General features: G+C 62.4%; 19 protein-coding genes and 2 pseudogenes. 13 read left to right on the top strand and 8 right to left on the bottom strand.

Annotated features, from left to right (window positions below; translation table 11 throughout):
- Nucleotides 1-139: pseudogene (locus X773_RS76845) on the bottom strand (S-(hydroxymethyl)glutathione dehydrogenase); the annotation flags it as partial.
- A gap of 213 nt (nucleotides 140-352) precedes the next feature.
- Here X773_RS76845 and X773_RS69595 point away from each other — a divergent pair.
- Both X773_RS69595 and dnaE read left to right on the top strand, forming a co-directional pair.
- Nucleotides 353-2,365 carry an acetyl/propionyl/methylcrotonyl-CoA carboxylase subunit alpha gene (locus tag X773_RS69595; protein WP_023679996.1) on the top strand — a complete coding sequence of 671 codons (2,013 nt, stop codon included), beginning with the start codon at nucleotides 353-355 and terminating at the stop codon, nucleotides 2,363-2,365.
- 585 nt (nucleotides 2,366-2,950) lie between these two features.
- On the top strand, nucleotides 2,951-6,478 hold the full coding sequence (dnaE, locus tag X773_RS69590; RefSeq protein WP_036239474.1) for a DNA polymerase III subunit alpha: 3,528 nt from the start codon (nucleotides 2,951-2,953) through the stop codon (nucleotides 6,476-6,478).
- 14 nt (nucleotides 6,479-6,492) lie between these two features.
- Here the strand turns inward: dnaE and X773_RS69585 are convergent, their stop codons facing one another.
- Entirely contained in the window at nucleotides 6,493-7,374 is an 882-nt protein-coding gene (locus tag X773_RS69585; protein WP_023679994.1) for a DMT family transporter, read from the bottom strand.
- A 173-nt stretch (nucleotides 7,375-7,547) separates the two neighbouring features.
- On the opposite strand from X773_RS69585, the gene X773_RS69580 reads away from it, so the two are divergent.
- Entirely contained in the window at nucleotides 7,548-8,054 is a 507-nt protein-coding gene (locus X773_RS69580) for a hypothetical protein (protein ID WP_023679993.1), read from the top strand.
- 5 nt (nucleotides 8,055-8,059) lie between these two features.
- Here the strand turns inward: X773_RS69580 and X773_RS69575 are convergent, their stop codons facing one another.
- Entirely contained in the window at nucleotides 8,060-9,388 is a 1,329-nt protein-coding gene (locus X773_RS69575) for a DNA polymerase IV (RefSeq protein ID WP_023679992.1), read from the bottom strand.
- Nucleotides 9,389-9,456: 68 nt separating this feature from the next.
- Between X773_RS69575 and X773_RS69570 the strand changes: the two genes are divergently transcribed.
- A complete protein-coding gene (locus tag X773_RS69570) occupies nucleotides 9,457-10,032 on the top strand; it encodes a GNAT family N-acetyltransferase (protein ID WP_023679991.1) in 576 nt (191 codons plus the stop codon).
- Between the two features lie 303 nt (nucleotides 10,033-10,335).
- Nucleotides 10,336-11,676 (top strand): hypothetical protein, encoded by a 1,341-nt coding sequence (locus tag X773_RS69565; RefSeq protein ID WP_245274832.1) that lies wholly within the window; start codon nucleotides 10,336-10,338, stop codon nucleotides 11,674-11,676.
- A 183-nt stretch (nucleotides 11,677-11,859) separates the two neighbouring features.
- Here the strand turns inward: X773_RS69565 and X773_RS69560 are convergent, their stop codons facing one another.
- Complete coding sequence (locus tag X773_RS69560; RefSeq protein WP_031212854.1) at nucleotides 11,860-12,159, bottom strand: DUF3572 domain-containing protein; 300 nt, start codon at nucleotides 12,157-12,159, stop codon at nucleotides 11,860-11,862.
- A gap of 172 nt (nucleotides 12,160-12,331) precedes the next feature.
- On the opposite strand from X773_RS69560, the gene X773_RS69555 reads away from it, so the two are divergent.
- The 8 genes and pseudogenes from X773_RS69555 (at nucleotide 12,332) to ugpC (ending at nucleotide 20,976) form a co-directional block, all read left to right on the top strand.
- Nucleotides 12,332-12,748, top strand: a complete 417-nt coding sequence (locus X773_RS69555) for a response regulator (protein WP_348625950.1) — start codon at nucleotides 12,332-12,334, stop codon at nucleotides 12,746-12,748.
- 33 nt (nucleotides 12,749-12,781) lie between these two features.
- Nucleotides 12,782-14,155, top strand: a complete 1,374-nt coding sequence (locus X773_RS69550) for a PleD family two-component system response regulator (protein ID WP_023679987.1) — start codon at nucleotides 12,782-12,784, stop codon at nucleotides 14,153-14,155.
- A 462-nt stretch (nucleotides 14,156-14,617) separates the two neighbouring features.
- Complete coding sequence (locus X773_RS69545) at nucleotides 14,618-15,352, top strand: FadR/GntR family transcriptional regulator (protein ID WP_023679986.1); 735 nt, start codon at nucleotides 14,618-14,620, stop codon at nucleotides 15,350-15,352.
- Nucleotides 15,349-16,536: a PLP-dependent transferase gene (locus X773_RS69540; RefSeq protein ID WP_023679985.1), complete on the top strand. Its 1,188-nt coding sequence runs from the start codon at nucleotides 15,349-15,351 to the stop codon at nucleotides 16,534-16,536. Before X773_RS69545 ends, X773_RS69540 begins: the two co-directional genes overlap by 4 nt.
- 29 nt (nucleotides 16,537-16,565) lie before the next feature.
- Nucleotides 16,566-17,843, top strand: a complete 1,278-nt coding sequence (locus X773_RS69535; protein WP_031212851.1) for a sugar ABC transporter substrate-binding protein — start codon at nucleotides 16,566-16,568, stop codon at nucleotides 17,841-17,843.
- A gap of 213 nt (nucleotides 17,844-18,056) precedes the next feature.
- Nucleotides 18,057-18,980, top strand: a complete 924-nt coding sequence (locus tag X773_RS69530) for a sugar ABC transporter permease (RefSeq protein WP_023679983.1) — start codon at nucleotides 18,057-18,059, stop codon at nucleotides 18,978-18,980.
- Nucleotides 18,980-19,904 (top strand): annotated as a pseudogene (locus X773_RS69525) (carbohydrate ABC transporter permease). The gene X773_RS69530 and the pseudogene X773_RS69525 overlap by 1 nt, the downstream one beginning before the upstream one ends.
- A 4-nt stretch (nucleotides 19,905-19,908) precedes the next feature.
- A complete protein-coding gene (gene ugpC, locus X773_RS69520) occupies nucleotides 19,909-20,976 on the top strand; it encodes a sn-glycerol-3-phosphate ABC transporter ATP-binding protein UgpC (protein ID WP_023679981.1) in 1,068 nt (355 codons plus the stop codon).
- A 68-nt stretch (nucleotides 20,977-21,044) separates the two neighbouring features.
- Here ugpC and rpmG read toward each other — a convergent pair whose 3' ends face one another.
- The 4 genes from rpmG to X773_RS69500 form a co-directional block, all read right to left on the bottom strand.
- Nucleotides 21,045-21,212 (bottom strand): 50S ribosomal protein L33, encoded by a 168-nt coding sequence (rpmG, locus tag X773_RS69515; RefSeq protein WP_006201775.1) that lies wholly within the window; start codon nucleotides 21,210-21,212, stop codon nucleotides 21,045-21,047.
- 322 nt (nucleotides 21,213-21,534) lie between these two features.
- Nucleotides 21,535-21,903: a hypothetical protein gene (locus X773_RS69510; protein ID WP_023679980.1), complete on the bottom strand. Its 369-nt coding sequence runs from the start codon at nucleotides 21,901-21,903 to the stop codon at nucleotides 21,535-21,537.
- Nucleotides 21,904-21,954: 51 nt separating this feature from the next.
- Nucleotides 21,955-22,416, bottom strand: a complete 462-nt coding sequence (locus tag X773_RS69505; RefSeq protein ID WP_023679979.1) for a hypothetical protein — start codon at nucleotides 22,414-22,416, stop codon at nucleotides 21,955-21,957.
- 110 nt (nucleotides 22,417-22,526) lie between these two features.
- A complete protein-coding gene (locus tag X773_RS69500; RefSeq protein ID WP_023679978.1) occupies nucleotides 22,527-23,702 on the bottom strand; it encodes an MFS transporter in 1,176 nt (391 codons plus the stop codon).
- Nucleotides 23,703-23,707: the final 5 nt, after the last annotated feature.

The following is a 23,707-nucleotide window of genomic DNA, read 5'->3' as shown; positions in this document are numbered from 1 at the left end:
GCGTGAACTCGTCGGTGTGGCAGATGCCGGTTGCCTTGATCTCGACCAGCACCTCGCCATCACGGGGACCTTCGAGGTCGACCTCCATGATCTCCAGCGGCTTTCCGGCGGCGACGGCGACAGCGGCGCGCGTTTTCATCAGGCAATCCTCCCAAGGCAGTCTGCAATCCAGGTTAGATTTAACTTACCATTCAGCTCTGCGCTATGCACGAAGCGACGTTCTGACCCCGGATTTTCGTCAGCGCCCGCCGATTTGCATGCGGGATAGGCTCCGACTTTGCCTTGACCGGCCCCCTGAAGCCCATAAAACGGGAAGCCCGTAAAAGAAGGGCAGCCGAGGGACGAGGCCTGCATGTTCACAAAGATCCTGGTCGCCAACCGTGGCGAGATCGCCTGCCGCGTGATCAAGACGGCGCGCAAGATGGGCATCGCCACCGTCGCGGTCCATTCCGACGCCGACCGCGACGCCGTGCATGTCGAAATGGCCGACGAGGCGGTGCATATCGGGCCTTCGCCGGCTGCGCAAAGTTATCTGGTCGCGGAAAAGATCATCGCCGCCTGCAAGGCCACAGGAGCAGAGGCCGTGCATCCCGGCTACGGTTTCCTGTCCGAGCGGGCATCCTTCTGCGAAGCGCTGGAGCAGGAAGGCATCGTCTTCATCGGCCCGAAGCCCAAGGCCATCAAGGTGATGGGCGACAAGATCGAATCGAAGAAGTTCGCCAATGCGGCCAAGGTGTCGACGGTGCCCGGCTGGCTCGGCGTCGTCGAAAACGCCGCCCATGCCGAAAGAATAGCCGGCGAAATCGGCTATCCCGTGATGATCAAGGCTTCGGCCGGCGGCGGCGGCAAGGGCATGCGCATCGCCTGGAGCAAGGCAGAGGTGCGCGACGGCTTCGACCGGGCGCGGTCTGAGGCCAAAAGCTCGTTCGGCGATGACCGCGTCTTCATCGAAAAATTCATCGTCGATCCGCGCCATATCGAAATCCAGGTGCTCGCCGACGCGCATGGCAACACGCTCTATCTCGGCGAGCGCGAATGCTCGATCCAGCGCCGCAATCAGAAGGTCGTGGAGGAGGCGCCGTCCCCGTTCCTCGACGCCAAGACCCGCAAAGCCATGGGCGAGCAGTCGGTGGCGCTGGCCAAGGCCGTCGACTACCAGAGCGCCGGCACGGTCGAGTTCATCGTCGACAGCGACAAGAACTTCTATTTCCTGGAAATGAACACGCGGCTGCAGGTCGAGCATCCGGTGACGGAACTCGTCACCGGCATCGACCTGGTCGAGCAGATGATCCGCGTGGCGGCCGGCGAAAAGCTCGCCATCAAGCAGAGCGATGTCAAGCTGAACGGCTGGGCGGTGGAAAGCCGCCTCTATGCCGAAGATCCGTATCGCAACTTTCTGCCGTCGATCGGCAGGCTGACGAAATACCGGCCGCCGGAAGAGGGAAAATTCGGCGAAATCGTTATCCGCAACGATACCGGCGTTACCGAAGGCTCGGAAATCTCGATGTTCTACGACCCGATGGTCGCCAAGCTGTGCACCTGGGCGCCGACACGGCTGGCGGCGATAGACGCGATGTCGGAAGCGCTGGACAGTTTCGTCGTCGACGGCATCGAGCACAACATACCGTTCCTGGCGGCGCTGATGCAGCATCGGCGCTGGCGGGAAGGTCTGATATCGACCGGCTTCATCGCCGAAGAATACCCCGATGGCTTCGCGCCCATCGTGCCGAACAGCGAAGAAAAAGCGGTGCTGGCCGCGATTGCCACCGCGGTGGAACTGCTGCGCCGCGACCGGCTCGACCGGCTGGGCGGGCGGCTGGCGCCGCATTCGGGTGCCTTGAAACGCGATTGGGTGGTGAAGATCGGCCGGGACTATCTTTCGGTCGCCATCGTCGAAGGCATGATTTCCATTCCGATCGAGCTTGACCTGTCGATCGACGGCGGCGAGCCACTGACGGTGACCTCCGACTGGCGGCCGGGCGATCTCATCTGGCGCGGCACGGTCGGCGGCCGCAAGGTCGCGGCGCAAGTCAGGCCGGTGCTGAACGGGTTCCGCATCGCCTGGAAAGGCATGTCGGTGACAGCCCGCGCCATGCTGCCGCGCACCGCCGAGCTCGAACGGCTGATGCCGGAAAAAGTGGCGCCGGACACCTCCAAGATGCTGCTCTGCCCGATGCCCGGCCTCGTCGTCTCGATCGCCGTTGCCGAGGGGCAGGAGGTCAAGGCCGGCGAGACGCTGGCCGTGGTCGAGGCGATGAAGATGGAAAACGTGCTGCGCGCCGAGCGCGATCTCATCGTCTCGAAGCTCAACGCCAGGCCAGGCGACAGCCTTGCCGTCGATGCGGTGATCATGGAATTCGCGTGAGGCCGAAACCCCCGCCCTCGACGCCCGTCAGAAGTTGGCGGGACAGCGCCCCCCTCTGTCCTGCCGGACATCTCCCCCTCCAGGGGGGAGATTGGCAGCCTCGGCGCCTCGCTCGCTCCTGCAACGTTGGAAATTGGCGAAAGCCGAGATGATGGCCAATCTCCCCCCTCGTGGGGGAGATGTCCGGCAGGACAGAGGGGGGCGCGAAGGAACGCGACCTTGCAATTGGTTGGGCACGCTCAGTGGAGGAGGGACAAGGCGAGGCCGTGAGGAATTCGCACTTTTTTGCCGTCACAACGTATTTTGTTCTTGCTTTGTGCCGGCAGCTATGCTATTAATTTGCGCATGGTGCTAATTGGCTCCAGCGACCCGCCCGCAGTGGCGGGTTTTTATTTGCAGCCTGACGTCGGCGGGACAGCGCCCTCTCTGTCCTGCCGGACATCTCCCCCACGAGGGGGAGATTGGCAGCTTCGGTGGTTGCTCTAAACTTCCAAAGCTCCAATCACCACCGCTGGACTCGTGTTACCCGGTGCCGGACAATACATCTTCATCGACTGAGTCCTTGTGAGGCGGCGCGAAAAAACCATGGCGGATGAGAGACTTCCACGCGATCCCTTGCTGCGCGAGGCCTATGCAAAGGCGTCGCGGGCGGAGGCGGCGGCGCGTCGGTTCATTCATCTGCGCGTGCATTCGGCCTATTCGCTGCTCGAAGGTGCCTTGCAGCTCGGCAAGATCGTCGGCCATGCGGTGCAGGACGAATGCCCGGCAATCGCCGTCACCGACACCAACAATCTGTTCGGCGCGCTGGAATTCGCCCAGAAGGCGGCAAAGGACGGCATCCAGCCGATCATCGGCTGCCAGATCGACCTCGCCTTTTCCGGCGAGGCGAGCGACAGCCAGCGCGACCGCAGGCGGCAAGGACCGGAGATGCGGCCGGTCGTCCTGATCGCCGCAACCGAGGCCGGCTACGGCAATCTGGTCAGGCTGGTCAGCCGCGTCTACCTCGAGACACCGCCCGGCGAAGCGGTGCATCTGACGAGCGAGATGCTGCAGGGCCATTCCGACGGTCTGATCTGCCTTACGGGCGGGCCGCGCGGTCCGATCGGCACTGCCTTGAAACAGGATCGCCGCGAACTCGCCGAGACCCGGCTCTCGGCGCTCAAGAGCCTGTTCGGCGACCGGCTCTATGTCGAGCTTGAGCGCGTGTCGAGCTACGACCGCGCCATCGAGCAGTCGTCGGTCGATCTCGCCTACCGCCACGATCTGCCGCTGGTTGCCACCAACGAGGCGTTTTTCTTCTCTCGTGAAGACTATGAGGCGCATGACGCCCTGATCGCCATCGCCGAAGGTTCCGTGGTTGCGGCCGACAATCGCCGCCGCCTGTCGCCCGACCACTTCCTGAGAAGCCAGGCCGATATGGCGAGGCTGTTCGCCGACCTGCCGGAAGCAATCGACAACACCGTCGAGATCGCGCTGCGCTGCTCGTATTACCCGAAGACCCGCAATCCGATTCTGCCGCGCTTTGCCGGCCGCGATGTCGCCGACGCCGATGCTGCGGTCAAGGCGGAGGCGCAGGAGCTTGCCAGGCAGGCGCATGAAGGGCTAGAGGCGCGGCTGGCGGCGCACGGGCCGACGCCCGGCTATACCGTCGAGCAATATCGCGAAAGGCTGGATTTCGAGCTCGGCGTCATCGAGAAGATGAAATATCCGGGCTATTTCCTGATCGTTGCCGACTTCATCAAATGGGCCAAGGCACAAGGGATTCCGGTCGGCCCGGGCCGCGGTTCGGGCGCCGGCTCGCTGGTCGCCTATGCCACGACCATCACCGACATCGACCCACTGCGTTTTTCGTTGCTGTTCGAGCGCTTCCTCAATCCCGACCGCGTGTCGATGCCCGACTTCGACATCGACTTCTGCCAGGACCGGCGCGAGGAAGTCATCCGCTACGTCCAACGGAAATACGGCCGCGACCAGGTTGGCCAGATCATCACCTTCGGCACGCTGCAGGCGCGCGCGGTGCTGCGCGACGTCGGCCGCGTGCTGCAGATGCCTTACGGGCAGGTCGACAAGCTGAGCAAGATGGTGCCGTCGAACCCGGCCAATCCGGTCAAGCTCGCCGACGCCATCGCCAACGAGCCGCGCTTTGCCGAAGAGGCGGAGCGTGAGCCGATCGTGCAGACGCTGCTCGATACGGCGCAGAAACTGGAAGGTCTTTATCGGCACGCCTCGACGCACGCCGCCGGCATCGTCATCGGCGACCGGCCGCTGTCGGAGCTGGTGCCGATGTACCGCGATCCGCGCTCGGACATGCCGGTCACGCAGTTCAACATGAAATATGTCGAGCAGGCCGGGCTGGTGAAATTCGACTTCCTTGGCCTGAAGACGCTGACGGTGCTGGACAGGGCCGTCAAGCTGATCCGCCGCCGCGGCATCGAAATCGATCTTGCCCACATTCCGCTCGACGACCCCGAAACCTACGCCATGCTGTCGCGCGGCGAGGTGGTCGGCGTGTTCCAGGTGGAAAGTGCCGGCATGCGCAAGGCGCTGATCGGCATGCGGCCCGACTGTATCGAGGACATTATCGCGCTGGTCGCGCTCTACCGGCCGGGGCCGATGGAGAACATACCGACCTACAACGCCAGAAAGCACGGCGAGGAGGAGATGGCGTCGATCCACCCGAAGATCGACCATCTCGTCAAGGAGACGCAAGGCGTCATCGTCTACCAGGAACAGGTGATGCAGATCGCGCAGGAGCTCTCCGGCTATTCGCTGGGCGAAGCCGATCTGCTGCGCCGCGCCATGGGCAAGAAGATCCGCGCCGAGATGGACAAGCAGCGCGAGCGCTTTGTTTCGGGCGCGGTCGAGCGCGGCGTCGGCAAGCCGCAAGCCGACTTCATCTTCGACCTGCTGGCAAAGTTTGCCGACTACGGTTTCAACAAATCGCATGCCGCCGCCTATGCCGTCGTCTCCTACCAGACCGCCTATCTGAAGGCGCATTACCCTGTCGAATTCCTGGCGGCATCGATGACGCTCGACATGGGCAATACGGACAAGCTCGCCGATTTCCGCCAGGATGCGCTGCGCCTCGGCATCGAGGTGGTGGCGCCGTCGGTCATGACGTCGTTCCGGGATTTCGAGGTCGGCGAGAACCGCATCTTCTATTCGCTGGCCGCGCTCAAGGGCGTCGGCGACGCGGCGGTCGAGCACATCGTCGCTACGCGCGGCGAAAAACCCTTCAAGAGCCTCGCCGATTTCTGTGATAGGGTCGATCCGAAGATCGTCGGCAAGCGCGTCTTCGAAAGCCTGATCATGGCCGGCGCGCTCGACTGCTTCGGTCATGACCGTGCGGCGATGATGGCCGGCGTCGAGCGGATGATGGGGCTGGCGTCGCTGGCGCAGCAGAATGCCGTCACCGGCCAGCATGACATCTTTGGCGCCTCGCTCGGCGCACAGTCGCAGGCGCTCAACTTGCCGGCGACCGATCCCTGGCTCGCCGCCGACCGCCTGCACCGTGAATTCCAGGTGGTCGGGTTCTATCTCTCGGCGCATCCGCTCGACGAATACAAGGCGGCGCTGCAGAAAATGCGGGTGCAGACCTGGGGCGAGTTTTCGGCCGCCGTCAAACGCGGTGCTGCCGCCGGCCGGCTCGCCGGCACGGTGACCACCAAGCAGGAGCGCAAGACGCGCACCGGCAACAAGATGGGCGTCGTGCAATTCTCCGACACGTCCGGCCAGTATGAAGCGGTGCTGTTTTCCGAGGGGCTGGCGCAATACCGCGACTTGCTCGAACCCGGCCGCTCGGTGGTGATCACCGTTTCGGCCGAGGACAGGCCTGAAGGCGTCAATCTGCGCATCCAGACCGTGCAGTCGTTGGAGGAAGAGGCAAGCCGTATCCAGAAAGCGTTGCGCATCTTCGTCAGAAATGACGCACCGGCATCGACAATCCAATCGCAGCTTGGCCAGCGTGGCGACAGTCAGGTGAGCATCATCGTCATCAAGGAAGGCGGCGAGGGCGAGGTCGAGATCGAGTTGCCCAACCGCTACCGCGTATCGCCTCAGATCGCGTCGGCGATGCGGGCGGTGCCGGGCGTGGTCGAGGTGGAACTGGTCTAAGAGTTAGCGCACGCTTATGAAGCGGCGATCTCCGCCGGTTGCGGTGCTCTCCGCTGCAGGTTGAGCAGATTTCCCATGAGGATCAGCAGGGCGCCACCGGCGGTGAAGGCGTCGATCTGCTCGTGATAGAGCAGCCATCCGATCACCGCCGACAGCGGCACGCGCAAAAAGTCCATTGGCGAGATGACCGTCGCATCGGCATAGACAAGTGCGCGGGCCATGCAGAAATGCGACGACATGCCGGTGAAGGCGATGAGCAGGATCCACGGCCAGAGCTCAAGCGGCGGGTTTTGCCATTCGTAAAGCGCCGGGACCAGGCCAAGCAGCGACTGGATGATCAGCATCCAGAAGATGATGCGCACGACGCTGTCCGTCCGCGTCAGCGACTTGACGAGGACCACCGAGACGCCGAAGCAGACCGCGGCTCCCAGCACGATTACATGTCCCGGATTGACCGCGCCGACGCCCGGACGCACGATGATCACAACGCCGATCAGCCCGAGCACGATCGCTGCGAGCCGTGGCCGCGAGAGCCTTTCGCCGAGGAAACCGACGGCCAGCAAAGCAGTCCAGATCGGCGTCGTGAATTCGATCGAGATCAGTACCGCAAGCGGGATCAGCGTCAGGGCGTAGAGCCAGGCAGCCTGGCCGGTATAGTGGACGACGTTGCGGGCGATATGAGCCAGCGGGCGTCCGGTGCGCATCGCCGCAAAACCGCCTGACATCATGACCAGCGGCAACAGGATGAAAAAGCCGATCACCGAGCGCAGCTCGAGCACCTGGAAGACGTTTAGTTCGGCCGTCGTGGCGCGGCCAGCCACCGACATCGCCAGGAACGAGGCGATCGACAGCGCCATCCAGAACGCGGCCTTGGGGATCGAGGGTGCGGGTGCCATGCGGCTATGTCGCAAGCCGGAGCGCTCATCGCAACCGCTAGCCGACGCATTCGGCTGGGCCAGCCGTGCAGCGCTTCACGCAGTGATGTTGAAGCCGGAACTCGCGACTGAGGGAAGCGTTGGTCTGTCACTGCTTGCGTTCTGTGTTTTGGATACCAACGAGGAGCGGTCCGATGAAATCATTCGCACGATTTGTACTTGCCGGCTGCCTGACGGCCGGGGCCGGCGCAGCGCATGCCGACGATCCGGATTTTCTTTGCTCATTCCAGGGGAATTTCGCCGGCAAAGGCATCGTCAAGGTGACCACCGATGCGCCGACGGTGAATGTCTCCTGTCATTTCAATTCCGACGCAACGTCGAGCTCGCTATCGCTCGACGGCAGCTGCCGCGGTCTTATCGTGGTAACGCGCGCCATCAGCGCCGATCTCAAATCGAGCGGGACGAAATACACCGGCACCTATGTCGGATCGCGCACCGGGCCGGCGCAATTGAGCGGCAGCCGCTCCGGCAACGCAATCAATCTCGGCATCCGTTGGGCCAAGGAGGTCAATGGCGATCGCAGGGCGCAAATGACTGTTGAGAAAACCGGCGAGGACGGCATGCGGCTGACCGTTATCGATACCGATCCGAAAACTGGAAAAAGGGTGGTGACCAGCAGGATCGATCTGCGGCGCACCTGACGGGCTCACTCCTCGACCGGTTCGGGCGGATGGGCATCGCGGCCCTTGCCGAAGGTATAGCCGGTTTCCACCGCCCTGCGGCCGAACTTGCCGCGCAGCGTGTCGATGGCGCCTTCGGCCATGGCGCGCTTGCGTGACTGGACGTCGACCAGGTCGGGCGGGTCCGCCCGGTCATCGTCGGAGAGATCGCTGACGCCAATGCCGAGCAGCCGGTATTTCGTGCCATCCGCTTCCTTGCGCAGCAGCTTGAGCCCGGTCTGAAAGATGCGGTCGGCCAGCCGGGTCGGATCGCCGAGCTGGCGATTGCGCGTGCGGATCTTGAAATCCTGGGTCTTCAGCTTGAGGACGACGGTGCGTCCGGCAATGCCGGATTTCTTCAGCCGGGCCGAGACTTTTTCCGACAGCGCCCTCAGCACCGAAACCAGTTCGTCGACGGAGGCGATGTCGGTATCGAAAGTGGTTTCTGCCGACACACTTTTCGCGTCCTGGTCGGGAACGACGCGACGGTCGTCCTCGCCGCGCGAAAGCCGGTAGAGCCGGTCGCCCATGACGCCGTAGCGGCGCATCAGATCGCCACGTTCCATGCGCTGCAACTGGCCGATGGTGCGGATGCCGTCGCGCTCGAGCGTGGCGGCAAAGGCCTTGCCGACCCCCCAGATCAGCGTCACCGGCTGCTCGGCCAGGAAGCCGATAGCCTCGGCCTCGCCGATCACCGAAAAGCCGCGCGGCTTGCGGAAGTCCGACGCCACCTTGGCCAGGAACTTGCAGTAGGAAAGGCCGGCCGAAACGGTGATGCCGATCTCCTTTTCCACGCCGAGTGCGAAGCGCGCCAGCACCACCGCAGGCGGCAGGCCATGCAGGCGCTCGGTGCCGGCGAGGTCGAGAAAGGCCTCGTCGATCGAGAGCGGCTCGACCAGCGGCGTCAGCGCCTGCATCATGGCGCGCACCTCGCGGCCGACGCGCACGTATTTTTCCATGTCCGGCGGCAGGACCACCGCTTCCGGGCAGGCTTCGAGCGCCTTGAACATCGGCATTGCCGAGCGCACGCCGTGGATGCGGGCAATGTAGCATGCGGTGGAGACGACGCCGCGCTTGCCGCCGCCGATGATCAATGGCCGGTCCTTCAACGCCGGGTTGTCGCGCTTTTCGACCGCCGCGTAGAACGCGTCGCAATCGATATGGGCAAGGCGCAGCCGGTAGAGCTCCGGATGGCGGGCGAGCCGTGGACTGCCGCAGCGCTCGCAACGGCCTGCCTCGCTGCGCTGAAAACTCAGGCAGTCGCGGCAAAAACCGTGTTCGGGATTGTTGACAGGGGCCGCCATCGCTGCGAACATAAAGAGAACAAATGCAATGGTACGTCAGGACGGACGCCACGACAAGGCGGTGGGCCGGGAGAGAGCTCATGAATACGACCATAGCGCCGCTAGTGCCCGAGCTTTGGGCGGATTTCGAAGATCTTTTCGGTAGGCAAGGCGCCTGCTACGGCTGCTGGTGCACACATTTCCGGCTGTCGCCCGCAGCGCGCCGCGCGAGCAACCGGGAGCGCAACAAGGACCACATCAAGGCGCGGATCGAGGCCGGGCCGCCGCCCGGCCTGTTGGCCTTCGAGGGTGGCCAGGCGGTCGGCTGGATGCAGATCGGCCCGCGTGCCGACGTGCCCGAATGGAACAACCAGGGCAGGGGGTCGGCGCCGATCGACCCCGCCGACGCCAGCGATCCGGGCGTCTGGGCGATCTCCTGCTTCTTCATCCGCACCAAAGCACGCGGCAAGGGCCTGTCGCACCGCCTGGTCCAAGGCGGCATCGAGTTCGCCCGCCAGAACGGAGCGCGGCTGATCGAAGCCTGCCCGATCGATCTATCGAAGGATTCGCGCTCGATCGGGCTGTTCGTCGGCTCGTCGCGGGTCTTCGAAAAGGCCGGGTTCCAGCGGTTGGTCGAACGTAAGCCAGGCCGACCGCTGATGCGGCTGGTGCTGTAACAGCTCCGCAACACATAGGCCTTCTCTTGCGGCTGCGATGGTATTTGCCTACCAGTGATAGAACGGCTTGAGGGCCGCGATTAAGTGAGGATCGAGATGAAGCGCGTTTTGCCACTTGTTTTACTTCTTGCCTGCAGCGCACCGGCCTTCGGCCAAGCGGTCGACAGGCAAGGCGCGAAGCAGCTTTCCGACGATCTGGCGCACTACATCGGCAAGAAGCTGTTCGATATCGGGTTCGTGAAAATTTCAGTCGACCGCGATGCCTACAAGCTGGCTTTCGACTTCAAGCCAGTCACGGATTTGATGGCAAAGCAGCAAGCCTTCAAGTTCGACGTCACGCCTTACTTCATCTTGGTCAAGCCACGCAAAGATGGACACTGGGACGTTTCGGCGGACGTGTCCCCGAAGGGGTCTATCGATTTCGTTGGCCCTGAGGGGGCGCAGCACATCGATTTCTCCGTGTCGGACAACAAGTTCACCGGAGTTTATGACCCCGACCTGGCCGCTTTCGCGAGCGCAACCGGTTCGATGGCTGGCATGACGATGACCACCCGAGAGCCCAAGCAGCAGGCGGATGTCACGGTCGGTGCTGGCACTGCCGTAATAGTTTCGACCAAATCCGCAAATGGCGGCATCGATTTCACGGTGACGGAAAAAATAACGAACTTCGCCGAAACGATCAAAGTCAACGATCCCAAAAGTGGGTTGAGTTTTCCGGCTGCTGTAAAAGCGCCTGAACTTTCCGTGGATGCGACCGGCAAGGGTTTGCGGACAAAGCCGCTGCTCGACCTGCTTGCTTTCATCGTGGCGACTGATGATGCAGCCAAATTCAAGGCGGATGAGGCGGAGTTCAAATCGCTTCTGACGGCAGCACTGCCATTGTGGGAGCGGATCGACGGCACCTACGGCTTCAAGGACTTTGTGGTGGAGAGCCCGGTGGGCAAGTTCGGTGCGACGCAACTGAATACCGCCGTCAGCATGGACGGCATCGCCAAGGACGGCAAGATCAACTACGCGTTCAAGGTTTCCGGCCTGACAATACCACAGCAGGTGCTGCCCAGCTGGAGCGTTGCGTTGCTGCCGACGGATATCGACCTCAACTTCGGCGGCACCAACATCGATCTGGACAGCATGGCGAAGAAAACCATCGAAACCCTTGATTTCAGCAAGGATCCACCAGTGCCGGCAGATTTCGGCAACCAGATCTTCGCCGATTTCCTGGCCAAGACGCCAAAGGCCATTCTCGGACACAGCACGATCAAGAACGGCAACATCGAGATTGCGATGGAAGGTGAAATGACGTTCCCCGGCAAGAAGCCCGAGGCGAGCATGACCATCGATGTCGCGGGCTATGACAAGATCGTGGAGGCTCTGCAAACGGCGGCCAAGACCGAGCCGGAAGCGGCGCAGTATTTCCCCTTCGCACTCGCCGTCAAAGGATTTGGCAAGGCACTGCCGGATGGTCGACTGGAATGGGTCGTCAACGCTAAGGCAGACGGTTCGGTCACGGTCAACGGCGCCATGCTGAAGCCGGCCGATGCCGTTCAGGACAACCCCATCATGGACCCAAGCGAGGCTACCGTTCCGGATCATGGCTCGGGCGAGAATGACAATGGCGGGGCAGGGGCGAAGTTGAAACCCTAAGCGCCGAGCTTGGAGCCGTTCATCGTTTCACGGAAACGCCGAACCGCTCCATGTCTTTGTTTTTGCACAATCCGGACGGAAAACCGTTTTACACTTTTCCTGGAATTGCTCTAGAAGCGGCTGGCGTTAACGCCCGAGTGCGCTCACGATTTTCGCCGCCGCGATCTGTCTCGGGATCGCCGCTTATATCGAATGCTCATGATTGTCGTCGCCGAGCGGCAGCGCCCGCAATGCCTTGCCGACTGCGGCGGGCGGCGTTCCGGTCTCCTCGGAAAAACGCATCAGCGTCGGCTCGTGGGCAAGGATGAACTGCAGCACGCCGGCCAGGAATCCCGGCTCGCCGGCCGCCCAGCGGATGGAATGGGCTTCGATGCCGGTGATCGCCAGGAAGCGGGGCAGAAGTTCCGGATCGGCGGCGACGAAGCCCAACGCCTTTACGGCAACCGTTTCCGCTTCCTCGCGCATTGACGCTGCGTTTGCCATCGCTACCTTCCTTCATGGGCGGAATCGTTCTGTTTTCGCAGTAGTGGCAAGTGTCGCCGGCAGCAAGCTCGCCGACCTGGAATCCGAACGCTTTTAGGGCGACCGGTTTCCGTTTCGTCAATCATATTGCCGTATAGTGGGAACAGGTTTGGTGCGTGCCGACAAGGGGCGCATGACGGCACCCTTCGAGTGGAAGGCCAGCCGGGACGGGAAATCGATGCCAAAGAAGGTTATGATCGTCGAAGACAACGAGCTCAACATGAAGCTCTTTCGCGACCTCATCGAAGCGAGCGGCTACGAGACGGTGCGCACACGCAACGGCCTGGAAGCGCTGGATCTGGCGCGGCAGCACAGGCCGGACCTCATCCTGATGGACATCCAGCTGCCGGAAGTGTCGGGCCTCGAGGTCACCAAATGGCTGAAGGAGGACGATGATCTTCACGTCATCCCGGTCATCGCCGTCACCGCCTTCGCGATGAAGGGGGACGAGGAGCGCATTCGCCAGGGCGGCTGCGAGGCATATATCTCCAAGCCGATCTCGGTGCCGCGTTTCATCGAAACCATCAAATCCTACCTGGGCGATGCCTGATGTCCCTTTCCAGCCGAGCCGGAGCTTTATGAAATGACCGCGCGGATCCTCGTCGTCGACGACATCCCAGCCAATGTCAGGCTGCTGGAGGTTCGGCTGCTCGCCGAATATTTCGAGGTCCTGACCGCCACCAACGGGCCGGACGCGATCGAGATCTGCGAGAACGGCAAGGTCGACGTCGTGCTGCTCGACGTGATGATGCCCGACATGGACGGGTTCGAGGTCTGCCGGCGGCTGAAGGGCGACCCGGCGACATCGCACATCCCTGTCGTGATGATCACCGCACTCGACCAGGTTTCGGACCGGGTGCGCGGCCTCGAGGCCGGCGCCGACGATTTTTTGACCAAGCCGGTCAACGATCTGCAGTTGATGACGCGCGTCAAGAGCCTGGTCAGGCTGAAATCGCTGACCGACGAGCTGCGGCTGCGCGCCTCGACGACACGCAATATCGGCATCGAGGAGCTTTTGAGCCGCAACTTCGCTGCCGACGATGCGGTGCCGAAGGTGCTGCTGGTCGACGAGCGCAAATCCTCGTTCGAGCGCATCCAGAAGATGCTGCGCGGCAGTGCCGATCTCGACGTCGCCAATGATCCGCATGCCGGCTTCTTCCAGGCCGCCGAGCAGCCGTATGAATGCGTGATGATCTCGACAGCCTTCGCCGATTTCGACCCGCTGAGGCTCTGCTCGCAATTGCGCTCGCTCGATCGCACCCGTTTCCTGCCGATCATCCTTCTGGCGGACGAGGGCGAGGAGGGGCGTATCATCCGCGGCCTCGAACTCGGCATCAACGATTATCTGATGCGGCCGATCGACCAGCAGGAGCTGACCGCGCGGCTGCGCACGCAGGTGCGCCGCAAGCGCTACAACGACCAGCTTCGCGCCAGCGTCACCCAGACCATCGAGATGGCGGTGACCGATGCCCTGACCGGCCTGCACAACCGCCGCTATCTCGACAGCCATTTGCAGACGCTGTTCGACCGCGCCGTGGCACGGCGCCGGCCGCTGTCGGTGATGATCACCGATCTGGACCGCTTCAAGAGCATCAACGACGCGCATGGCCATGACGGCGGCGACGACGTGCTGCGCGAATTCGCGCGGCGGCTGCGCAAGAATGTGCGCGGCATCGATCTGGCCTGCCGCTTCGGCGGTGAGGAGTTCGTCGTGGTGATGCCGGACACCGACGGCGCGGTAGCCGAAAAGGTCGCCGAGCGCATTCGCGCCGAAATCGCCCAGCTGCCGTTTGCCGTCGGCACCGAAGGCAAGGCCGTCGAAGTCACCGTCAGCGTCGGCGTGTCGTCGGTGCTGAAGGGGGTAGACACGGTCTCCGCGCTGATGAAACGCGCCGACCTCGCGCTCTACGAAGCCAAGAGCGGCGGCCGCAATCGCGTCGTCGCCAAGGCGGCTTAGCACCGAACACCAATTGCCCGGTCAACGCGACAAGGTTACGAATTTACCTTAATCCAAGCGATTTGCGAGGCTTGGTTAAGAAACGGTTGATTTCCATAAGTTGTTGCGCAAATGTGCAGCCCTTAGACGTAACCGGCACGAGGCTAGATCGCCGGTTCGACCCGAAGAATACCCCATGATGCTCAGGTCCGCCGCATCTCCTGGGTCCGTGGGGTCGGCCGGCCGGCGCTGGCACATAGTGGCCTCCTCGTACCGCTGCCAAACGCCGGCCGGCCCCCAATTTTCAAAACACATCAGGATTCTACGCCAAGACCTGGAAAACGCTTGGTTTTTGTAGCGGCAGCGACAGCGCCCTTTGAAATAGCCGGCTGGGCAGAGCGTATGCGCCCGCAGTCGGTTGACAGGGCCTGTCTTCTATGCAGAAATTGGTTGGACCATTGAGCCATTTGGTGACCCGTTGGCATGACCGAATTCGGCCTTTCCCCCATACAGGCAACTGCTCGCGACGACGCGGTACTCAAGGCGCTGGCCGGCTTTGTGATGCGGGAAGCTCTCGGGCCCGGCCAGAGACTGCCGACCGAACGCATCCTTGCCGAGCGCCTCAAGGTGAGCCGCAACACCGTGCGCGAGGCGCTGACGCGCTGGGAAGGGCTCGGCCTGGTCGAACGGCGGCAAGGCAGCGGCACCTATCTCAAGGGAGTGGTCTCGCTGGACATGCTGCACATGCCGCTGACGCTGGCCGGCGGCAATGATTTCACCAGCCTGATGCAGACGCTGGAAATCCGCCGGGCACTGGAAGCGGAAGCCGCCGCCCTGTGCGCCGTCCGCGCGGGCCAGGCAGATCTCGTCGAGATCGGGCGCAAGCTCGACATTATGGAGCAGGCCTTCCACACCCGCGCCGGGATGTCGGCGGAGGAGGACTGGGAATTCCACCAGTCGATCTACCGCAGTTCCGGCAATCCGCTGTTCGAGCAGATCATCGCCGCCATGCACGAACTGTTCCATCGTTTCTGGGAGCATCCGCTCGGGGTGCGTGATTTCGGCCACGCCAGCTTTCCTTACCACCGCACCATCTACGAACGCATCGCCGCGCACGATCCGGAGGGGGCCCGGGCCGAGGCGCTCAAGCTGATCGCCACCGTCGAGGACGATCTGAAGCGCGGCGCGGCCAAACTCGAACTTTCAGGCCAGAAATGAGCGATCATCCCGCCGGTTTCGAAAACGACTATCTCGCCGAGGCAGCGACGCTTCTCGCCCATGACGAGCCTTTCCCCGGCGGCGCGGTGGTCCCGCCGATCTACCAGACTTCGCTCTTTACCTTCGCCGACTATTCCGAGATGGCCGACACATTCGCCGGCAGGCGACGTCAGCCGATCTATTCGCGCGGCGACAACCCGACGGTCATGGAGTTCGAGGCGCGTGTCGCCGCTCTCGAAGGCGCGGAGGCCGCGCGCGGCTTTTCCAGCGGCATGGCGGCGATCAGCGCCACGGTGCTTGCTTTCGTCGGTGCCGGTGAGCGCATGGTTGTCGTGCGCAATTGCTACGGCGATGCCTACCGGCTGTTCGAACGGCTTTTGCCACGGCTCAACATCAAGGTCGACTATGTCGACGGTTCCGATCCGGACGCGGTCGCGGCAGCACTTCCCGGCGCCAAGCTGCTCTACCTGGAAAGCCCGACGTCGATGATGTTCGAACTCCAGGACATAACCCATCTGGCGCGGCTGGCCAAAGAGCAGGGCATCATCACCTCGATCGACAATTCCTGGGCTACGCCGGTGTTCCAGAAGCCGATTTCGCACGGTGTCGATCTGGTGCTGCATTCGGCCTCGAAATATCTCGGCGGCCACAGCGACACCGTCGCCGGTGTGGTAGCCGGTTCGGCCGCCCATATCCGACATATCAACGAGCAGACCTATTCCTATCTCGGCGGCAAACTTTCGCCTTTCGAGGCCTGGCTGTTGCTGCGTGGCCTGCGCACATTGCCGCTGCGGTTGCCGCATCACATGAAGAGCGGGCTGACCATCGCCGAACGGCTGAAAGCGCATGACCATGTCGAGCGGGTCAACCACCCGGCCTATTCCAACCATCCAGGCAAGGCGACGCTTGCCGGCTATGCCGGGCTGTTCTCGTTCGAAGTGACGGAAGACGTCGACATCCCGGCTTTCGTCGATGCGCTGAAACTCTTTCGCATCGGCGTCAGCTGGGGCGGCCATGAAAGCCTGGTCGTTCCGGCAAAGGCCTCGCTCGAGCAGACGCCGGGCCTGAATTCGATGGCGCGCTTCGGCGTCAGCCCACGAACCATCCGCTTCAGTGTCGGATTGGAAAGTGTCGAAGACCTGTGGGCGGATGTTGCCCAGGCCTTCGACAGAGCAAAAAGATAAAGGAGCCGTTCAAAATGGGAGTGCTGAACATGAAAAAACTGAGCATCCTTCTTGGTGCCGTCGCGGGTCTGGCGATTTCCGCCGGCAGCGTGCTGGCCGATTCCACGGTCAAGATGGTCGAGGTCATCACCAGCCCGCCGCGTACCGAATTCCTCAAGAAGCAGATCGCCGAATTCGAGGCGGCCAATCCGGGTGTCAAGGTCGAGCTGGTATCGCTGCCCTGGGGCCAGGCGTTCGAGAAGTTCCTCACCATGGTGCAGGCCGGCGACACGCCCGACATCGTCGAGATGCCGGAACGCTGGATGGGTCTTTATGCGACCAACGGCCAGCTCGAGGATCTCGGGCCATACATGGCCAAATGGGACGATGCCAAAACGCTGGGCGAGCGTGCCAAGCAGTTCGGCTCGACGGTCGATAACAAGCAGTACATGATCCCTTACGGCTATTACCTGAACGCGCTGTTCTGGAACAAGAAGCTGTTCAAGGAGGCCGGTCTGGACGGTCCGCCGGCGACGCTCGATGAATTCGTCGAGGACTCCAAAAAAATCTCGGCGATACCGGGCAAATACGGCTACTGCCTGCGCGGCGGCCCGGGCGCCTTCAACGGCATGCATATGTTCATGAACATCGCCGCCGGCAAGGGCGGCTATTTCAACGAGGACGGCACCTCGACCATCAACGAGGAAGGCTCGGTCAAGGGCCTGCAGATGCTCGCCGACATGTACAAGAACGGCCTGGCGCCGAAGGATGCGGTGAGCTGGGGTTTTAACGAGACCGTCACCGGCTTCTACAGCGGCACCTGCGCCATGCTGAACCAGGATCCCGACGCGCTGCTCGGCATCGCCGACAAGATGAGCGCCGACGATTTCGCCGTGGCGCCGATGCCGGTCGGGCCGAGCGGCAAATCCTATCCGACGCTCGGTTATGCCGGCTGGGCGATGTTCGCCAATTCCCAGCACAAGGACGATGCCTGGAAGCTGATGGCGACGCTGTTGTCGCCCAAGGACAATCTGGAATGGGCAAAGGAAGTCGGCGTCATTCCAATCCACAACGGCGCCGACCAGGACGCCCACTTCAGGACCGAGCAGTTCAAAGGCTGGTTCGAGGAACTGAACAACGGCGACAAATACGAGATGGTGACGCCTCCGACGCATCTGGAAAACCTTGGCAATTTCGTAGACCAGGTGGCGATCAAGAATTTTCAGGAAGTGCTGCTTGGCCAGAAAGCGGCCAAGGACGTGGCTGACGAATGGGCCAAGTTCCTGACCAAGGAACAGCAGGACTGGCTGGCCAAGAACAAGAAATAGCTTTTCTTCCTTCTCCCGTTCACGGGGAGAAGGTGTCACGACGTGACGGATGAGCGGCGGCGCCAACTCGACTTGGCTCGCGCTGCTTCTCATCTGCCTGCCCGTCCTCCACAGCAGCTGCGCTGCAGCTGCGGAGGGTGGACCGGCATCTCCCCGTAAACGGGGAAGGCGCTGTCGCCAGCCCGTGCTTACCCAGGAGACGATCCAGTACCAATGACCTATGCCGTGTCCGAAATCCGATCCGCCGGCAGGCCGCGAAAGAAGCGGCTATCGCATGCCGCGATCGAGCCTTGGCTCTATCTCAGCCCGGCGATCGCGCTGCTGGTCGTCGTGCTCCTGGTGCCGCTGGTTATCGGTGTCGGCTACTCGTTCCGCAAATTCTCCGCTTTCAAATCCGAATATGTCGGGCTTGGGCAGTATCAGGCGATGCTGTCGGATCCTGTGCTCGGGCAGGCGCTCGTCAACACCCTATGGTGGACGGCAGCCAGCCTGTTCTTCCAATTTTTCCTTGGACTTGGCCTGGCGCTGCTGCTCGATACGCCGTTCCGGGGCAGAAAGATCGTGCAGGCCGTGGTGTTCCTGCCTTGGGCGGTACCGTCCTTCCTCTCGGGCCTGACCTGGGCCTGGCTGTTCAACCCGATCATCGGGCCGCTGCCGCATTGGCTCTACGCCTTGGGGCTGAAAGCCGAGCCAACCAACGTGCTCTCCGATCCCTCGACAGCCATGTGGGGGCCGATCGTCGCCAATGTCTGGTTCGGCATTCCCTTTTTTGCCATCACGCTTTTGGCGGCGTTGAAGTCGATCCCGTCAGAACTGCATGAGGCGGCGGCGATCGACGGCGCCTCGCCGTGGCAGCGCTTCACCAAGGTGACGCTGCCGTTCCTGGCGCCGACCATCGTCATTACCGTCATGCTGCGCACGATATGGATCGCCACATTCGCCGACCTGATCTTCGTCATGACCGAAGGCGGGCCTGCCGGTTCGACCGCCACGGTGCCGGTCTATATCTATGTCAGCGCGTTCAAGTCACTGGATAAGGGCTATGCCTCGGCGGTGGCGGTGCTGCTGCTTGTGCTGCTCATCGTCTATGCGATTGCGCTGATAGGCATCCGCCGCTCGCTGGTGAGGCACGTCTGATGATTGCCGGACGCTCCGTCTCCTCGCGCATTCTCGGCGGCATCGGCCTTTACGGCGCCATCGCCGCCTATATGGCCTTCGCGTTGTTCCCGATCTTCTGGACGTTGAAGATCTCGGTCACGCCGGAGCGGCTGCTCTATTCCGAAGGCATCACTTTCTGGCCGTCGCAAACGACGCTGCAGAACTTCGTCACCGTGCTCGAAGCCAGCGATTTCCCGCGTTACTTCCTGAACAGCGTTATCGTTTCGGTTTCGACGGCAGCCTTCGTAACGGTGATTGCCACGCTGGCCGGCTACGCCATGTCGCGATTTTCCTTCCGCGGCAAGGCGACCCTGGCCATCCTGCTTCTGNATTGCCACGCTGGCCGGCTACGCCATGTCGCGATTTTCCTTCCGCGGCAAGGCGACCCTGGCCATCCTGCTTCTGCTCACCCAGACGTTCCCGCTGGTGATGGTCATTCCGCCGATCTACCGCATCATGGGACAGATCGGCCTCATCAACAGCCTGACCGGCCTCGTCATCATCTACACCGCCTTCAATACGGCCTTTGCGACCTTCCTGATGCAGTCGTTCTTCGACGGCATTCCCAGGGATCTGGAAGAGGCAGCGATGATCGACGGCTGCACGCGCCTGCAGGCGATGCGCAAGGTGATCGTGCCGCTGACGCTGCCCGGCATGGGTGCGACGCTCGGTTTCGTCTTTACCGCCGCCTGGAGCGAGTTGCTGTTTGCGCTGATGCTGATTTCCAGCGACGACCAGAAGACCTTCGCGGTCGGCCTGCTCACCTATATCGGCAAATTCGCGGTCGACTGGGGACAGATGATGGCGGCTTCCATCCTGGCGCTGATCCCGGTCTGCATCTTCTTTGCTTTCCTGCAACGCTACCTCGTCACCGGCCTTACCGCCGGTGCCGTCAAGGGATAGATCGATGGCCTCCGTCACACTCGACAAAGTCCGTAAAGACTATGGAGCCGTGCGCGTCCTGCACGCGGTCGATCTCGAAATCGCCGACGGTGAGTTCGTCGTTCTGGTCGGCCCGTCCGGCTGCGGGAAGTCGACACTGCTGCGTATGATCGCCGGGCTGGAGGAGGTCTCCGACGGCGAAATCCATATTGGTGAGCGCCTGGTCAACGACATTGCGCCAAAGGACCGCGACATTGCCATGGTATTCCAGTCCTACGCGCTCTATCCGCACATGGACGTGTCGAAGAACATGGGCTTCAGCCTGATGCTGAGGAAGGCCGGGAAGCCGGCGATCGATGCAAGGGTGGACGGGGCCGCCAAGCGGCTCGGGCTCGATGCGCTTCTGCAGCGCCTGCCTCGGCAATTGTCTGGCGGCCAGCGTCAGCGCGTCGCCATGGGCCGTGCCATCGTACGCGACCCGAAGGTCTTTCTCTTCGACGAGCCGCTTTCGAACCTCGATGCCAAGCTGCGCGTTCACATGCGTGCCGAGATCAAGGCGCTGCACCAGCAATTGAAGACCACTTCGGTCTATGTCACCCACGACCAGACCGAAGCGATGACAATGGCCGACCGCATCGTCGTCATGCATGACGGCCTCGTCCAGCAGGTCGGTGTGCCGCTCGATCTGTACGACCGGCCGGTCAACATGTTCGTCGCCGGGTTCATCGGCTCGCCCGGCATGAATTTTCTGCCTGCCGTGGTTGAAAAGGGCGCCAAGCCGGATGCCATCCTGGCCGACGGCCAGAAGCTGAGGCTGCCAGACGGCCTGCCGCTCAGGGATGGCGATACGATCACCGTCGGCTTGCGGCCCGAGCATATCCGGCTCGCCGACAATGGCGCGCTGAAGGGCGAGGTGGGTGTCGTGGAGCCGCTCGGCCTGTCCACCCAGTTCTATGCCAGGCTTGCCGGCCAGCAGGTCTGCGTGTTTGCCATGGGCCGGGCCAGCGTGAAGCCGGGTGAGGCCGTGCGCCTGTCGGCTGATCCGGCATCGCTCCATCTGTTCGATCCGGCAAGCGGCGGTCGCATCGGCTAGTCCTGTATTCCCGAAACGAAAAACGCCGCCCGGAGGGCGGCGATTCGGTACCGCGAGAGAAAACCCGATTACTTGATCTTGGTTTCCTTGAATTCGACGTGCTTCTTGGCGACCGGGTCGTATTTGCGGAACGACAGCTTGTCCGTCTTGGTGCGGCTGTTTTTGCTGGTCACGTAGAAGAAACCGGTGTCGGCGGTCGACAGAAGCTTGATCTTGATGTTTGCGGCTTTGGCCATGATGTTCGTCCGTTAAATGTTCGTGGAGTTTTGGCCGCTGGAGCACGGGGAAAACACCCGGACGCGGGAAACTTGCCGCGACACATAAAGAACGCGCCCGGAAAGTCAACCCTTGTCCAGGTTCTGTGTCGTAAGCAGATGGGTTGTCCGGATTAGGTGGCACATGAGTTGTCCGGGTTTGTTGCCAGCCGATGGAGGCTGGGGACGAAGCGGACATCGATGTGCTACCAAAACCCGACAATTTGATTGGGTGCCGACAGCCGCGGGAGGCTCCTGTGTGCCTCCGGCCGTCCTCCGGGTGGCGTCTCAGTTTGAATGCTGGCTATGAGTATCGAGCGATGGACGGCTGATCGATCACCCAAAGCCAGTTCCCGTCACCTTGCCGGCGAGCGATTTCCGCAGTAACGGTGCCATCGGCAAGGCGCGTGGAAGTGAGCGCCAAATCCCTGTTGATGATAGCCGGACGCTGATCTCCGAGATCAAACTTTCGTCCCGCTGCCACCAACTTGGCGTAAAATCGGCGGATGGCATCTCTGCCGCAGGCCAACCGCCCGTTGCCGGTATCGAGGATGGCACCGGGTTCGTAAAGAGCAGCCATTCCTTCCGCGTCTCCCGCTTGCTCGCGAGAAACCAATAGCCGCGCCAGGTCCTGGGGATCGCTTGCCGGTTTGCGGTTTGCTTCATCATTCATCGGCAGGCTTCCTGACAGCCAAATTCAAACCGAGAGACGACCAGGTTCCGGTCACTCCGCCGCGACGGTTTCCGGTTGCAACGCCTTCTTCCAGTCTCCCGTCGTGTTCCACCAGCGGTTCGGGTTGGCGCGGTCGTCGAGACCCTTGGAGCGGCTGGCAAGCAGTGGCTGAATGCGGATCACCGGTTCCTGATAGCTGTGAACCTGATAAATCGCTTCGACGACGCGTGCGGCGAGCTTCTGGTCGTCGGGCAGTTCGAACGACACCTCGACAGTGCCCGACCGCCTGCGCAATTCCGTCTCGGCGCCGGCGGCGGCACCTTCAAGCGGCCGGTAGCGTTCGATGCCGTCCGCCGACTGGAAAGCATTGCTGTCATATTTGCCCATTCCGAGCGGTACGATCGCGACCACCGCCTCCATGATGCGGTCGACATCGGCTGCCGGTGCCTGAAAGGTCACCAGCAGCAGCAATTCCATCCGCAGCGATTTCGTTTCAAAGCCACTGTCGATCATCCGAGGTCTCCCTGCTAATGCACTTTGGGGGAGCATATACTCGAGCCCTCCTGACATGGTTGTGTCAGGAGTTGGTCAGCAGTGGGAGCGATGTCGGCAGCTGGGCCGACTCAGAGGATTTTGCGGAGCAGCCTGGTGCCGACCAGCACGATATAGCAGGCGAAGAACAGGCCGAGCGCCCAACCGAAGCCCGACGGCCCGAAAGCGTCCATGCCGATGCCGATTGCCTGCGGGCCAAGCACCATGCCGACGCCGTAGCAAAGCACGAAGGCGGCGTTGGCGGAGGCCAGTTCGTGGCCGGAAAGCTGGGAGCCGAGGTGAGCAAGACCGATTGTATACATAGCGGCGACCACACCGCCCCAGATGAACAGAAGCGCTGCCATCAAATGCCAGTTATGCGCGAAGAACGGCATGAAGACCGTGCCGGCAAGCCCGACAGTGGCACAGGCCATCAGCAGATAGCGGCGGTCGCTGACGCGGTCGCTGATCATGCCGATCGGGATCTGCAACAGCACATTGCCAAGCCCGATCATGGTGAGCAAAAGGGCGGCGTCCGCCTCGGAGTAGCCGATGCGGCTACCGTAGACCGGGAACAGTGCAAAGCCGCCGGTCTCGACCGCGCCGAACACCAGCACGGCGGCGGTCGCCGTCGGCACCAGCCAGATGTAACGCAGGAAATTGCTGGTTTCGCCGTCCGAGACGATCGTCGGGCTCTCGTTGCGTGCCGCCAGGACCGGTATGGCAGCGAGCGTAACCAAGGCGATGGTAACGCCGAAGGGCAGGAAGCCACTGCTGCCGAGATGGGCGAACAGCCAAGGCCCGGCGGCAAAGCCGAGAGACAGCACGGTGGCATAGATGCCGAGGACCAGTCCGCGCCGGTGTGGCGGCGCCGAGGTGCTGATCCAGAATTCCGACAGGATGAACAGCACCGTCAGCGCGATATGCAGCAGCACGCGCAGCGGAAACCACATCCAGAAAGCTGGCGCGAAATGGAAACCGACAAAGGCCAGCGCCCCGGCGGCGATCATGGCAAGCATCGTCCAGGCGACCCCGAACCGCATGGCGAGCGGGGTGGCGAGCGGCGCGCCGGCGATCGAGGCGAGACCGGCGACCGCGGTGTTGAGACCGATCATCGACGCGGAATGGCCACGCGTTTCCAGGATCACGCTGAGCAGCGGCATGCCAAGGCCGATGGCAATGCCGACGACGCTGATCGACGAGATCGCCGCGACCATCGGCAGCCAGTGTACGCGTTCCTTGCCCTGCGGCTGGATATCGACTGTCATGGATT

Source organism: Mesorhizobium sp. LSJC280B00, from assembly GCF_000502835.1.
Taxonomy (GTDB): Bacteria; Pseudomonadota; Alphaproteobacteria; order Rhizobiales; family Rhizobiaceae; genus Mesorhizobium.
This window is presented reverse-complemented; position numbering and strand designations above follow the sequence as displayed.